The sequence below is a fragment of the Arthrobacter hankyongi genome (genome assembly GCF_022012395.1).
GTDB lineage: Bacteria > Actinomycetota > Actinomycetes > Actinomycetales > Micrococcaceae > Crystallibacter > Crystallibacter hankyongi.
On sequence record NZ_JAKLTQ010000027.1, the window covers coordinates 15067 to 27364 of the forward strand.

The 12298-nt window shown below is 70.0% G+C and carries 13 protein-coding genes; 2 read left to right on the forward strand and 11 right to left on the reverse strand.

The window, feature by feature from the left end:
- Positions 1 to 12: 12 nt before the first annotated feature.
- Both LVY72_RS21965 and LVY72_RS21970 read right to left on the reverse strand, forming a co-directional pair.
- Positions 13 to 1428 carry a pyridoxal phosphate-dependent decarboxylase family protein gene (locus LVY72_RS21965; RefSeq protein ID WP_237826616.1) on the reverse strand — a complete coding sequence of 472 codons (1416 nt, stop codon included), beginning with the start codon at positions 1426 to 1428 and terminating at the stop codon, positions 13 to 15.
- Between the two features lie 66 nt (positions 1429 to 1494).
- Entirely contained in the window at positions 1495 to 2784 is a 1290-nt protein-coding gene (locus LVY72_RS21970; protein ID WP_237826618.1) for an adenylosuccinate synthase, read from the reverse strand.
- Positions 2785 to 2992: 208 nt separating this feature from the next.
- Here LVY72_RS21970 and LVY72_RS21975 point away from each other — a divergent pair, with 208 nt between their 5' ends.
- Entirely contained in the window at positions 2993 to 3895 is a 903-nt protein-coding gene (locus LVY72_RS21975; protein WP_237826620.1) for a DUF72 domain-containing protein, read from the forward strand.
- Here the strand turns inward: LVY72_RS21975 and LVY72_RS21980 are convergent.
- Together LVY72_RS21980 and LVY72_RS21985 are read right to left on the reverse strand one after the other, a co-directional pair.
- Positions 3867 to 4295, reverse strand: a complete 429-nt coding sequence (locus LVY72_RS21980) for an SRPBCC family protein (protein WP_237826627.1) — start codon at positions 4293 to 4295, stop codon at positions 3867 to 3869. The genes LVY72_RS21975 and LVY72_RS21980 overlap by 29 nt on opposite strands.
- A gap of 88 nt (positions 4296 to 4383) precedes the next feature.
- The gene (locus tag LVY72_RS21985) at positions 4384 to 5007 is read right to left on the reverse strand and encodes a thymidine kinase (protein WP_237826629.1); all 624 of its coding nucleotides are present in this window, start codon (positions 5005 to 5007) and stop codon (positions 4384 to 4386) included.
- A gap of 150 nt (positions 5008 to 5157) precedes the next feature.
- Here LVY72_RS21985 and LVY72_RS21990 point away from each other — a divergent pair, with 150 nt between their 5' ends.
- Positions 5158 to 5952 (forward strand): hypothetical protein, encoded by a 795-nt coding sequence (locus LVY72_RS21990; RefSeq protein WP_237826630.1) that lies wholly within the window; start codon positions 5158 to 5160, stop codon positions 5950 to 5952.
- A 10-nt stretch (positions 5953 to 5962) separates the two neighbouring features.
- Here LVY72_RS21990 and LVY72_RS21995 read toward each other — a convergent pair whose 3' ends face one another.
- The 7 genes from LVY72_RS21995 to LVY72_RS22025 all read right to left on the reverse strand — a co-directional run bounded on the left by LVY72_RS21995 (position 5963) and on the right by LVY72_RS22025 (position 12298).
- The gene (locus LVY72_RS21995) at positions 5963 to 6394 is read right to left on the reverse strand and encodes a DUF3151 domain-containing protein (RefSeq protein WP_237826632.1); all 432 of its coding nucleotides are present in this window, start codon (positions 6392 to 6394) and stop codon (positions 5963 to 5965) included.
- Positions 6394 to 7413, reverse strand: a complete 1020-nt coding sequence (fbaA, locus tag LVY72_RS22000; protein ID WP_237826634.1) for a class II fructose-bisphosphate aldolase — start codon at positions 7411 to 7413, stop codon at positions 6394 to 6396. Before fbaA ends, LVY72_RS21995 begins: the two co-directional genes overlap by 1 nt.
- A 146-nt stretch (positions 7414 to 7559) precedes the next feature.
- Complete coding sequence (locus LVY72_RS22005; RefSeq protein WP_237826636.1) at positions 7560 to 9206, reverse strand: HNH endonuclease signature motif containing protein; 1647 nt, start codon at positions 9204 to 9206, stop codon at positions 7560 to 7562.
- 102 nt (positions 9207 to 9308) lie between these two features.
- The gene (locus LVY72_RS22010) at positions 9309 to 9560 is read right to left on the reverse strand and encodes a ferredoxin (RefSeq protein WP_237826638.1); all 252 of its coding nucleotides are present in this window, start codon (positions 9558 to 9560) and stop codon (positions 9309 to 9311) included.
- Positions 9557 to 10807 carry an NADH-ubiquinone oxidoreductase-F iron-sulfur binding region domain-containing protein gene (locus LVY72_RS22015; RefSeq protein WP_237826640.1) on the reverse strand — a complete coding sequence of 417 codons (1251 nt, stop codon included), beginning with the start codon at positions 10805 to 10807 and terminating at the stop codon, positions 9557 to 9559. The genes LVY72_RS22010 and LVY72_RS22015 overlap by 4 nt, the downstream gene beginning before the upstream one ends.
- Complete coding sequence (locus LVY72_RS22020; protein ID WP_237826648.1) at positions 10804 to 11361, reverse strand: ferric reductase-like transmembrane domain-containing protein; 558 nt, start codon at positions 11359 to 11361, stop codon at positions 10804 to 10806. Before LVY72_RS22020 ends, LVY72_RS22015 begins: the two co-directional genes overlap by 4 nt.
- Entirely contained in the window at positions 11354 to 12298 is a 945-nt protein-coding gene (locus LVY72_RS22025; protein ID WP_237826658.1) for an FAD:protein FMN transferase, read from the reverse strand. Before LVY72_RS22025 ends, LVY72_RS22020 begins: the two co-directional genes overlap by 8 nt.

Consider the following 12298-nt stretch of genomic DNA (forward strand, 5'->3'; position numbering starts at 1 on the left):
TACCCTCCCAGCCTACCTGCCGGCACACCGCAGGATAGCCTCGGCCGAGCGGTCGGCGTCGGCGGCGGTGGTGGACCAGTTGCTGACGCTGATGCGCATCGCGGACCTGCCCTGCCAGCTGGTGCCGGAGAGCCAGAGTGTGCCGTCGGCCTGCACCCGCCGGACCACCTCGCGGGTGAACTCGTCCGGATCCCCGCCGCCGGCGGGATGGAAGCGGACCAGCACCTGGTTGAGCACGACGTCGTTGAGCACCTCGGCGCCGTTGGCAACCAGCCGCTCGGCCATCCGTCCGGCCAGGCTGCAGCAGCGCTCGACCAGGCCGCTGACGCCCGCGCGGCCCAGCGTGCGCAGGGCGGCATAGAGGGTGAAGCCGCGCGCCCGGCGGGACGCCTCCGGCACCCAGGAAATGGGGTCCCGCTCGGGTGCCTGGCCCTGGCCGGGCGCGTACTGCAGGTAGGCGGCGTGCGGCGGGGCCATGGCGCGGGCGTGCGCCGCGGCGTCGGCGACGAAGGCCAGCCCGGAGTCGTAGGGCACGTTGAGCCATTTGTGTCCGTCCGTGGCCCAGGAATCGGCCCGTTCGACGCCGTCGGTCAGGTGGCGCAGCCGGGTGCTGGCCTGCGCCCACAGGCCGAAGGCGCCGTCCACGTGCACCCAGCTGTTCTCGCGCCGGCGCACCAGGTCGATGGCCGGCCGGAGCGGATCGAAGGATCCGGTGTTCACGTTCCCGGCCTGGAGGTTGACGATCAGCGGGGTTCCGTCCTCGATCCCGCCGAGCACCCGTTCCAGCTCGTCCAGCCGCAGCCGGCCCTGCGCGTCGGTGCCGGCCGTGAGCACCCGGTCCCGGCCGAGCCCGAGGTACTGCAGCGCGGTGAAGAGCGTGCTGTGCGCCTCGGCGCCGGCGACGACGGCGATTTCCGGGGCGCCGAACAGGCCCTGCGCGGTCGCGTCCCAGCCGGCCCGCTGCAGCACCGCCCCGCGTGCCGCGGCCAGGCAGGTGAAGTGGGCCATCTGGCAGCCGGTCACCAGCCCGTAGCCGCTGCCGGGCGGCAGGCCGAAGAGCTCCAGCAGCCAGCGGCCCACCGCCTCCTCGGCCACTGCCGCCGCCGGACCGGCCGCATACAGCACGGCGTTCTGGTCCCAGGCCGAGGTCAGCCAGTCGGCAGCCAGGGCCGCCGGCAGCGAGCCGCCGATGACAAAGCCGAAGTAGCGCGGCCCGGCCATCGCCACCGCTGCCCGCCCGCCCACCTCGGCCAGCAGTTCGATCACCGCTCCGGGGTCCTCGCCGCTCTCGGGCAGGTCGGTGAGCAGCGCCGCGCGGAGCGCGCCGACGTCGTCGTAGCCGCCCCGGACCGGACGCTCGGGCAGGCTGCGCAGGTACTGGACTGCGAGCTCGGCGGTGCGGCGGAGCAGGTCGTCCCCATCGCTCATGCGAGCAGATGGTACGCCAAGGCCCCGGCGGCGACAATGCGCCGGCCGGGGCCTTGGCTGGTGGTGTCAGTCCTCGATCAGGTCCCGGACCACGATGGTCTGGTCCCGGTCCGGTCCGACGCCGATGGCGGAGAAGCGCGTGCCGGACATCTTTTCCAGTGCCGTCACGTAGTTGCGTGCGTTCTCCGGCAGGTCCTCGATGCTCCTGGCACCGGTGATGTCCTCGGTCCAGCCGTCGAAGTACTCGAAGATCGGCTTGGCGTGGTGGAATTCGGTCTGGGTCATCGGCATCTCGTCGTGCCGGACGCCGTCCACGTCGTAGGCCACGCAGACCGGGATGCGCTCGATCCCGGTAAGCACGTCCAGCTTGGTCACGAAGTAGTCGGTGAAGCCGTTGACCCGGGCGGCATGCCGGGCCAGCACCGCGTCATACCAGCCGCAGCGGCGCGGCCGGCCGGTATTGACGCCGAACTCGCCGCCGGTCTTCTGCAGGTACTCGCCCATCTCGTCGAACAGCTCGGTGGGGAACGGGCCGGCACCCACGCGGGTGGTGTAGGCCTTGATGATGCCCACGCTGCGGGTGATCCGGGTCGGGCCGATACCCGAGCCCACGGAGGCGCCGCCGGCGGTGGGGTTGGAGGAGGTGACGAACGGGTAGGTGCCGTGGTCCACGTCCAGGAAGGTGGCCTGGCCGCCCTCCATCAGCACCACCTTGCCCTCGTCCAGGGCCTTGTTCAGCAGGTAGGTGGAATCGACCACCAGCGGGCGCAGCCGCTCCGCGAAGGAGAGGAAGTACTGCACGGTCTCCTCGATGTCCACATCGCGGCGGTTGTAGACCTTGACCAGCAGTTCGTTCTTCTGCCGCAGCGAACCTTCGACCTTCTGCCGCAGGATCGATTCGTCGAAGACGTCCTGGACGCGGATGCCCAGCCGGGCCACCTTGTCCATGTAGGCCGGGCCGATGCCGCGGCCGGTGGTGCCGATGGCACGCTTGCCCAGGTAGCGTTCGGTGACCCGGTCCATGGTCTGGTGGAAGGGCGCCACCAGGTGGGCGTTGGCGGACACGCGCAGCCGGGAGGTGTCCGCGCCGCGGGCCTCGAGCCCGTCGATCTCCTCGAACAGGGCCTCGAGGTTGACCACGCAGCCGTTGCCGATCACGGGGGTGGCGTTGGGGCTGAGGATACCGGCCGGCAGCAGCTTCAGCTCGTACTTCTCGCCCCCGACGACGACGGTATGGCCGGCGTTGTTGCCGCCGTTCGGCTTGACCACGTAGTCCACGCGGCCGCCGAGCAGGTCGGTTGCCTTGCCTTTGCCTTCATCGCCCCACTGGGCTCCGACGATCACGATTGCTGGCATGGGATCCTTCCCCATTTTTGTTGTGGCAGGGTCCCCTCCGGCGCGGACGGTGCCGCTGACCCGAGGTGGTCCGCCGTGCATGGGACAGCCCCGCACTCCGTGCAGCAAGTACAGTGCAGGAGGTTTTGGGGCTCTTACGCCCTAAGTTTAGCCGAAACGGGCCCGGCGCCGCTGGCCGCCGGCGGCACCGGGCGGTAGCCTGCCGGGTGTGGCCGCAGGAAACGCAGCGGGAAACACCGCAGGGTCAGGCACCGTGTTGGTCGGCATTTCCGGCTGGCGCTATCCGGAGTGGCGCCGCGTCTTCTACCCCGCCGGGCTGCCGCAGCGGCTGGAGCTGGAGTACGCCGCCGGGCAGGTCGCCTCGCTGGAGATCAACAGCTCCTTCTACGGCCTGCAGCGCCCGTCCAGCTACCTGAAGTGGCACGACACCGTGCCGGAGGACTTTGTCTTCGCGGTCAAGGGCAGCCGGCTGATCACCCACGTGGACGAACTGCACCAGGTCCGCGTCCCGCTGGCCAACTTCTTCGCCTCCGGCGTGCTGGCGCTTGGCACCAAGCTCGGGCCGGTGCTCTGGCAGCTTCCGCCGCGGCTGCGCTACCACGCCGCGGTGCTGGAGGAGTTCCTGGCGCTGCTGCCGCAAAGCACCGCCGCGGCGGCCGGGCTGGCCGCCGCGCACGCGGACCTGCCGGCGGATCGGACCTGGCCGGCGGACGGCGGCGGTGCCGGGGTGGATCGGCCGCTGCGCCACGCGCTGGAGGTGCGGCACCGCAGCTTCGCCACCGAGGAGTGCTACCGGCTGATGCGCCGCTACAACACCGCCCTGGTGGTGGCGGACACGGCGGGCAAGTGGCCGCTGCTGCACGAGGTGACCGCGGATTTCCTCTACCTGCGGCTGCACGGCAGCACCGAACTCTACGTCAGCGGCTACAGCGGTGCCGAACTGGACGCCTGGGCGGCCAGGATCCGCGGCTGGCTTTCCGGGTCCGGCTGTCCGGACGGGGCCGGACGCGACGTGTACGTGTATTTCGACAACACCGCTGCCGCGCACGCGCCCTTCGATGCGCAGGCCCTGGCCGGCCGGCTCAGGGGGCCTTCTCCGCATAGCGCTTGAAGTTCTCCAGCTGCCCGGCTTCCGCCGCCGCCAGCTCCTGCCCGATCTGTCCGGCCATCCCGGCCAGCTCCTCGCTGACCGCGACGTCGACGGTCAGCGTCAGGCGGGTGTCCCCGGCGTCGTCGGCCAGTTCATAGCGGTAGTCCGCATGCACGTCCCCCTGGCCCGAGCTGATGGTGATGCTGCGGCCCGGATCGACGGCGGAGACCGTGGCCGTGCGGTCATGGCCCTGGGCATGGAAATCCAGCGCGAGTCCGGGTTCCAGCGGGCCTTCGGCGTGCATCTCGCTCACTCCGGGCATCCACTCAGGCGCGGCGGTCCAGTCCGTCAGCAGCGCCCAGACCCGCGACGGCGGCAGGTACACCAGCTCGGTGGTGGTGAAGGCCGTGATGGTTGACATGGCTGATTCCTCCCGGTCCGCGGCTTCTTGCAGGCTACGCCTGAGCCGCTGGAGCCGCCAGAGGACGGTCCACCTCGGCCCGGACCCGTCAGCCCAGGCTGCCGCCGGAGGCGTGCAGGTAGCAGGTGCCGCACAGCGACTCATAGCCGACGTCCTGGCCGTCGATGGCGACCTGCTCACCGTCGAACACGATCTGCCCGCCGATCCGGCGGGTGTTGAACACCGCCTTGCGGCCGCAGCGGCAGATGGTCTTGAGCTCCTCGAGGGTGTGGGCGATCTCCAGCAGGCGCCGGGCGCCCGGGAAGGCCTCGGTGCGGAAGTCCGTGCGGATGCCGTAGGCCAGCACCGGCACGTTGTCCAGCACGGCGATCCGGAACAGGTCATCCACCTGCCCGGGTTCCAGGAATTGGGCCTCGTCCACGAGCAGGCAGGCCACCGGCTGGACCTCGACATGCTCGAGCAGCGCCTCCGGGTCTTCGCCCGCGGCGACCTTGCCGAAATGGTCCCGCGCCGATTCGCCCGGACGGATCAGGAAGTCCGCCTCCCGGGTCACGCCCAGCCGGGAGACGATCGCGCTGTCCCCCTTGGTATCCAGCACGGGTTTGGCCAGCAGCACCCGTTGTCCGCGTTCTTCATAATTAAAGGCCACCTGCAGCAGCCCCGTAGACTTACCCGAGTTCATCGCCCCATAGCGGAAATACAGCTTGGCCAATCCAGTCCTTTCGCGCGGTCCCAGCAGACGATTCTACTGACCGGGCCCGGGGGGCGTTCGAGCCTGCAAGGGCACAACAAATCCAAAAGATGTAGTTGAGGTGGCCGCCACAGCGCCGACGGCGTGCGGGGCCACTCTGAAAGGATTCCAATGCGCGCCTTTGCGCTGGCCGCTGCAGCGGCCCTGCTGCTCTCCGGCCTCTTTTCCGGAGTTGCGGCACCCGCCGCGGTGGCCGCCGCCACCGGCACCATCGTGGCCAAATACCAAACCAATGCCGCCACCAGCCTGTACTCCTCCGCGGCCGGGACCACGAAGCTCGCCACCGTGCCGGCGGATTACACGGTCGGCACCCGCACCGGCCGGACGAGCCCGGACGACCGGCGCGTCCAGGTCGACTATGGCTCGCGAACCGGCTGGGTCCTGCTCTCGAAGGTCAGCAAGGTCAAGCTGTCCACCCCGGTGGGCAAGCTGTCCTGGGCCCAGTCCGCCGCCAAGAACATTGCCAAGTGGTGCAGCGGAGTGCCGATCTCCACCAACACCAGCAATGTGAACCAGGCGAGCTTCTCCACCGTCACATCGGGATCCACCGTGAAGGCCAAGCTGCAGATCCAGCTGTCCACGGTGACCGGCTGGGGAGACAAGCTGCATCCGAACCATCAGCTGGCGGTGGCCATCCAGTACCACGAATGCGGCCACATCCTGCAGTACCGCGCCTACGACTACAATGCGGCGGCCCTTCGGACGGCCATGAACCGGGTCTACGGCAAGGCCAACGGCACCGAACACATGGCGGACTGCATCTCCGATGTGATGGGCGCCCAGCGCAAGGGGACGTTCAGCACGTCCGGGAACACCACGAAGTCCTACGTCGCCGGCTACGGCGGCACCTGCACCGCAAAGCACTACGCCGCGGCCAAGCGGATCATCGCCGGCTCGAAGGCCTGACCGGCGCCGCTTAGACGGTTCCGGCAGCCGCCTCGATGGCTGCCCGGGCGTCCGGATCCGAGTCGTTGAGGAACTTGCCGATCCGCTCGACTTCCTCGGTCTCACCGATCGCGGCGGCCGCCCGGCCGAGCGCGTAGAGCGCCCGCAGGAAGCCGCGGTTCGGCGCATGTTCCCACGGGATCGGGCCCGCCCCGCGCCAGCCGGAGCGGCGCAGGGCGTCCAGCCCGCGGTGGTAGCCGACCCGGGCAAAGGCGTAGGACTCGATGGTCCGCCCTTCGTCGTGGGCCTCGTCCGCCAGCAGCGCCCAGATCAAAGAGGACGTGGGGAACCGGGCGGCCAGGTCCAGCGGCTCGTCGCCGGCGTCCAGGCGCGCCAGCACCTCGGTCTCCTCCGGCAGGTAGGTCGGCTCGGGGCCGAGCAGGTTCCGTCCCAGGTCCGCCATCAGAAGGTGTTCCCGGCCGAGCCCAGCTGCTTGGCAGCCTCCACCACGCGGGCGGCCATGGACTTCTCCGCCGCGGCGCCCCAGACGCGCGGGTCGTAGGTCTTCTTGTTGCCGACCTCGCCGTCCACCTTCAGCACGCCGTCGTAGTTGGTGAACATGTGGCCGGCCACCGGGCGGGTGAAGGCATACTGGGTGTCGGTGTCGATGTTCATCTTGATCACGCCGTAGGAGACCGCGTCCGCGATTTCCTGCTCGGAGGAGCCGGAGCCGCCGTGGAAGACCAGGTCGAACGGCTTGGCCTTGCCGATCCGGGCACCCACCTCATCCTGGATCTGCTTGAGCAGCTCCGGACGCAGCTTGACGCCGCCGGGCTTGTAGACGCCGTGGACGTTGCCGAAGGTCAGGGCCGTGATGTAGCGGCCCTTCTCGCCGGCACCGAGGGCCTCGATGGTCTTCAGCCCGTCGTCGACGGTGGTGTAGAGCTTTTCGTTGATCTCGTTTTCGACGCCGTCCTCCTCGCCGCCGACGGCGCCGATCTCCACCTCGAGGATGATCTTGGCCGCGGCGGTGCGGGCCAGCAGGTCCTCGGCGATGCGCAGGTTCTCATCCAGCGATTCGGCCGAGCCGTCCCACATGTGCGAGTTGAAGAGCGGGTCGCGGCCGGCCTTGACCTCGGCCTCGGAAGCCTGAAGCAGCGGCAGCACGAACCCGTCCAGCTTGTCCTTGGGGCAGTGGTCGGTGTGCAGTGCGACGTTGACCGGGTACTTCTTGGCCACCTCGCGCGCGAATGCGGCGAAGGCCAGCGAACCGGCGACCATGTCCTTGACCCCGGCGCCGGACCAGTAGGCGGAACCGCCGGTGGAGACCTGGACGATGCCGTCCGAGCCGGCGTCCGCAAAGCCCTGCAGGGCCGCATTCAAGGTCTGCGAGGACGTGACGTTGATGGCCGGGTACGCGAAGCCGCCGCTTTTGGCGCGGTCGATCATCTCGGCATAGATATCGGGGGTTGCAACGGGCATGGTTTCTCCTCGATCGCCAGGTGAATACAGGAGGGCGTGACCTCTGTTACCCATCCTAGCCAGAGCGGCCCGGCGCAGGGCCAACAGGTAGTTGTATGAAGCGCCGGCAGCCGCGCGGCGCCGGCAGGCACCGCACTACCGCGGAGTCAGAAGGGCGCAGGCCCCTCCCGGTCAGGATCCGCCCCGGGCGGGCCGCCGGACTCCTGCGTCCCGCAGCGTTCCGGGCGGGGCTCCAGCAGGGGTTGCATGAGTGGATCCAGCAGGGCGGGGAACCGGGCCGGCGGGGTCGCGGCCAAGGGTTCGGGATGGTCCGTGTAGGTGCGCCCGGCGGGCGAGGTCCAGCAGACCGTGCCTGCCTCCGGCTGCCGGGCGGTCCACAGCCCGGCCGTCTTCAAGGCGTGGTGCCGCGGGCACAGATAGGCCAGGTTGTCCGCATCCGTGCGGCCTCCCCGGGACCAGGCCAGCGTGTGGTCCAGGTCGCAGGAGCGCACGGAGCGGCGGCAGCCGGGGAATCTGCAGGTCCGGTCCCGGCCGCGCAGGAACCGGCGCTGCGCCTTGGTCGGCCGGTACTGCCGGCGGTCCATGGCCAGCACGGCCCCGCTGACCGGGTCCGTCAGCAGCCGGGTGAACGAGGGTGCGTCGCCGGCCAGCCGGCGGGCCACTTCGGCCGGGAGCGGACCGTAGCCTTCCAGCTCCGCCGGCGTATCATCCGCCCCCAGCAGGGTCAGGGCCGGGACCGTGATCATCACCTGCGCGGTGATGCCGGAGTCCGACCCGCCCGCAGGGCCGGCAGCGCAGGGAGCGGAGAGCAGCAGGTCCGCGGCCACATCGACCTGCAGCTGCGTCAGTGTCCGGGATTCGCCCGGTCCCTGCAGTGCCACGGCCGTGCCCTGGATCCGGTTGAAGGCTGCGACCGCTTTTTCGGCCGTTGTGTACAGCCCGAGCCAGGCCATCCCGTCTTCGAGCGGCCGCAGCTCCACGCAGCGGTCCGCTTCGGCCTTGGTACGGCGAGCCGCGATGGTCTCCGGGTGCAGCTGTTCACGGAGCTTCCGCGCCCGGCAGATCAGCGCAGGACGTGTCATCGTGTGGGCGTCCGTCAGCAGTTCGGCTTCGAACGCCGGACGGGCGGATGCCGGCAGGAAGCGGGATTCGGCCAGAATCACCTGCGCCTGGGCACCGGTCAACTGTCCGCCGGCCAGGGCCCGAAGGGTGGGGGTGAGTTCCGATGTCAGCCGGCGGGCATCCTCCAGCAGCGTGGACGCCTGGCCGCCCGGAATCCGCAGCAGGCGCGCCGCCTCCTCGGCGACCGACGCCGAGGCAAGCCGTTCGGTCCGGGCCCCGGCCGCCAGCGTGCAGTCCTCCGGCTCCCCGGCGCACGGCTGCTCCTGCTCGGCCGCCGCCTGCATCCGCCCCAGCAGCCGCGCCTCCCAGGCATCCAGGAAGGAGCGCGACCGCCGCACCATCACCAGGGCGTCCGCGGCCTCTTCGTACACCAGGCCGGCCGGTTCCAGTCCGGCAAGCAGGGCCAGCAGTTGCTGCGGAGCGGCATTCAGCGGCGCGCGGGCCGGTGCACGGTCAACGGGGATCCGGAACGGGTCCGGGTCCTCGTCATCGTCGCCGTCCACCCAGTCCTCGTCCGGGTCCGGGAGCATGGGCACGATATTGACCCAAACCCCTGCGGACGAGGGCCGGTCCGGGCCGGGGTCCGGCGGCAGGCCGCCGTCAGGCAGCCCCGGATCCTCGAGCGGGTCCTCCCACTCGTCCGGATCGGGCTCCCAGACTTCTGCTGCCATGGAAGAATCCTATTAGGATACTTGTTCGAGTAGAAGTGAATCGAGATGGTTATATTAGGTTAAATTTACGAAGCAGCCGGGGGCCGGCGCTGCCGCCTGCCTTCACCGCGGTCGCAGAACCGTGAGGGCCAGCCGCGGGCACAGCGCCACGGCATCGGCCACGTCCCGCTCCGAGGCTCGGCCGAACGGGATCCGGGACTTTTCTGCCAACTCCGGGTCCGCGGCCAGCGGGTAGCCCCAGTCGTCGCGGATGAGCAGGGACGGCAGTAGTTCGGTACAGATTCCGCGCCCATCGCATCTGGTCCAGTTAATGTGCAGGTGGCCGGCAGGTTCCGGACCGGTTGCGGCGCTCACGACAGCAACTCCTTCCGGTTGCAGTATCCGGCCAGGTGCCGGTCGACGTCGTCGGCAAACACTGCCAGCGCGCTGGCAGTCAGCTGCACCGTTCCGTCCGGATGGTGGCAGGAACCGCGGCCGGCCACCATCGACTGAAGCCGACGCAGCTCCGGCAGCAAAGCCGGATCGGCACCTCCGTAGGCCAGCCGGTCCAGGGTCGCCGACAACGCCGGCAGCCCGAACCTGCACGGTCCGCACTTCCCGGCGGACTGAGTGGCCAGATAAGCCGCGATCCTTGCGGTCTCGGCCAACCCACAGCGGTGCGATCCCAAGGCGAAGACGACGCCGGCGCCGGGCCTGACGATTTCCTGCGCCGGTCCCGCGGCGGAGAGCAGCAGGTTCCCGGGATCCACCCAGCGTCCATGGAAACCGCCGACCAGTACGCCCGACAACGCGGACGGATCGGCACCGGCGGCGCGCAGGACGTCCACCAGCGGGGTCTCTCCGGCGACTTCCAGCACCTGTTCGGCGGGAACGTCACCGGAGACCGAGACCAGCCTGGTACCCGGGTCCCGCTCGGTGCCGGCGCTGCGGAACCAGTCGGGGCCGAAACGGGCAATCAGTCCCAGATGGGCCAAGGTTTCGACATTCTGCACCAGGGTGGGCCTGCCCTTGAACCCGTGCTCGGTGAGCCGGCCAATCCTGTCCACTGGCGTGGCCGAACCGCTTTCGATTGCATTGACCACCGCACTGGCTTCCCCGGAGATGAACGTATCAGGGGCCTCCACCAGCCGGATCCTTCCAGCCTCGGGCCGTTCCCCGATTGCCTGGCGTACCGGCGGCAGGTTCGACGCCGCGGTGTACAGGTAGACCCGGGAGGCCGCCAGCGCGTCCGCGGCGGCCAGCAGGCCGTCCAGGACCAGGTGCGGCGCATGGTGCAGCAGCGTCCTGTCCTTGAAGCTGAGCGGCTCGCCCTCCGCCCCGTTGGCGATCACCACGGGACCGCCACCGAACCGGCCGCGGGCGGCAGCCGTGGCGGCCGCTTTCCGCCATGCGGCAAAACCTGCCCCGCCACGTCCGGTCAGGCCCGAGGCCTCCAGCAGTTCCAGCAATCCGGCGGTGGCATATCCGGTGCCGGCCGGCCCGTAGGTCAGCAGGTGGCTCCGGTAGTTGGCATAGGCGCCGGCTGCGAAGAGGCGGTTGTTGCCTTCGGGTGCTGCTGCGTTGGTGCCCCGGAAGGCTGCCGAAGCTGGTGAGATCGTCACGACGCCTCCTCTTGGCGCAGCCGCGCCGATTCCAAGAACCTCGGGGACAACCGCCAGAGGCCCGCCCCACCCACTGCTGCCGCGGCGGCAAGGGCAAGCAGCAGGAACCACTTGCTGGTGCCATCGGTGCCGTTGCCCACAGCGTGCAGCAGCGCCACCGGCCACAGCACGTAGGTGAGCCAGTGCACGGCGCGGAAGATGCCCGGGCCCAGCCGGCGGCGCAGCAGACTGGTGGCCACCACCGCGGCGGCCAGGTCCAGGGCCACCGTTCCCAGCCCCTGCCAGAACGGTTTGACGGCGCCCAGGAACGGCACCACCACATCGACCAGGCGCAGCTGCGCATAGGGATCCAGCATCAGCGTGCCCACATGGAGTCCCAGGAAGATGAGTGCGAACAGGGCGACGTTCCGGTGGACCAGGGTCACGGCGAAGCGCGGCAGGACCAGCAGCGGCCGACCGGAGCGCACGAGGATCCCCAAAACCACCGACAGCGTGAACAGGGCCAGCGAGACGGCGCCGCTGGCGCGGCCAAACGCCCAGAGCGCCTCATCCATGTGCGCTCTCCCCGGCAGGCTGATAGGCCGGCTGCGGCCAGCCGCCGGTGACCACCACGTTCCCGTTCCGGTCCACCAGCCGTGCCGCCAGTTTCCGGGACTCGAGCCAGCCGACGGCGGCATAACCGCGGACGATGGCCGCGGTGCTGAACGCGTTGGCCCGCAGGCAGGACCGGGAAGCAACGGTGGCGCTGCGCCAGACGGCTTCGGCAGGCTGCCCGAAACGCGGGTCCAGGATGTGGTGCATCTCCCGGCCCGCATACTGCCAGCGCCGCTTCCGGGTACTCGAGGTCGCCATGGCGCAGCCCGGGGCCAGGGATACCTGCTGGGCAGGATCGGCACCGGTGTCCTGCACCAGCACCTGCCAGCCGCCGTCGGGGCACGGCCCTGCACTGGCCAGGTCGCCGCCCAGGGAAACCAGCACACCGCAGTCCAGCGCCTCGAAGACCTTGGCCGCCGCCAGGTCTGCGGCCACAGCCTTGGCGGTGGCCCCCAGATCCAGCAGCAGATCCGCCGGGACCTGAAGCCAGGTTCCGTCCAGGCGCAGCCGCTTCCATCCGGGCAGGTGCGGTGCCGCACCGGCCGCCGCAGGTTCCGCTGGCGAACGGCGGGCAATGGGATCGATGCTGCGCAGATCCCGGTCATAGCCGAGGGCCAGCAGGTTATTGCCCAACGTGGGGTCCACATCCCCGCCGGTCCATTTGGCCGCACGCACAGCCTGCCGGACCAGCAGGGCCAGCGTCTGGCTGACCTCGGTGCCGCGGGCCAGCGGAGCCCGCAGGCGCATCAATTCGGAGTCACTACGGAAGCGGCTGCAGGCCTCGTCGACGGACTGCAATACCTGCCGCACCAGGGCCGACGCTGCGGTGAGCGCCGCCGGCTCGGTGACGACGACGGATGCCTCAGTCCCCCAGACCTCCCACGTTTCGCAGGCCAT

Bases quoted from the DNA above. Each gene is read 5' to 3' on its own strand.
- LVY72_RS21965 (WP_237826616.1), bottom strand. From the start codon at position 1,428: ATGAGCGATGGGGACGACCTGCTCCGCCGCACCGCCGAGCTCGCAGTC.
- LVY72_RS21970 (WP_237826618.1), bottom strand. From the start codon at position 2,784: ATGCCAGCAATCGTGATCGTCGGAGCCCAGTGGGGCGATGAAGGCAAA.
- LVY72_RS21980 (WP_237826627.1), bottom strand. From the start codon at position 4,295: ATGTCAACCATCACGGCCTTCACCACCACCGAGCTGGTGTACCTGCCG.
- LVY72_RS21990 (WP_237826630.1), top strand. From the start codon at position 5,158: ATGCGCGCCTTTGCGCTGGCCGCTGCAGCGGCCCTGCTGCTCTCCGGC.
- LVY72_RS21995 (WP_237826632.1), bottom strand. From the start codon at position 6,394: ATGGCGGACCTGGGACGGAACCTGCTCGGCCCCGAGCCGACCTACCTG.
- fbaA (WP_237826634.1), bottom strand. From the start codon at position 7,413: ATGCCCGTTGCAACCCCCGATATCTATGCCGAGATGATCGACCGCGCC.
- LVY72_RS22005 (WP_237826636.1), bottom strand. From the start codon at position 9,206: ATGGCAGCAGAAGTCTGGGAGCCCGATCCGGACGAGTGGGAGGACCCG.
- LVY72_RS22020 (WP_237826648.1), bottom strand. From the start codon at position 11,361: ATGGATGAGGCGCTCTGGGCGTTTGGCCGCGCCAGCGGCGCCGTCTCG.
- LVY72_RS22025 (WP_237826658.1), bottom strand. From the start codon at position 12,298: ATGGCCTGCGAAACGTGGGAGGTCTGGGGGACTGAGGCATCCGTCGTC.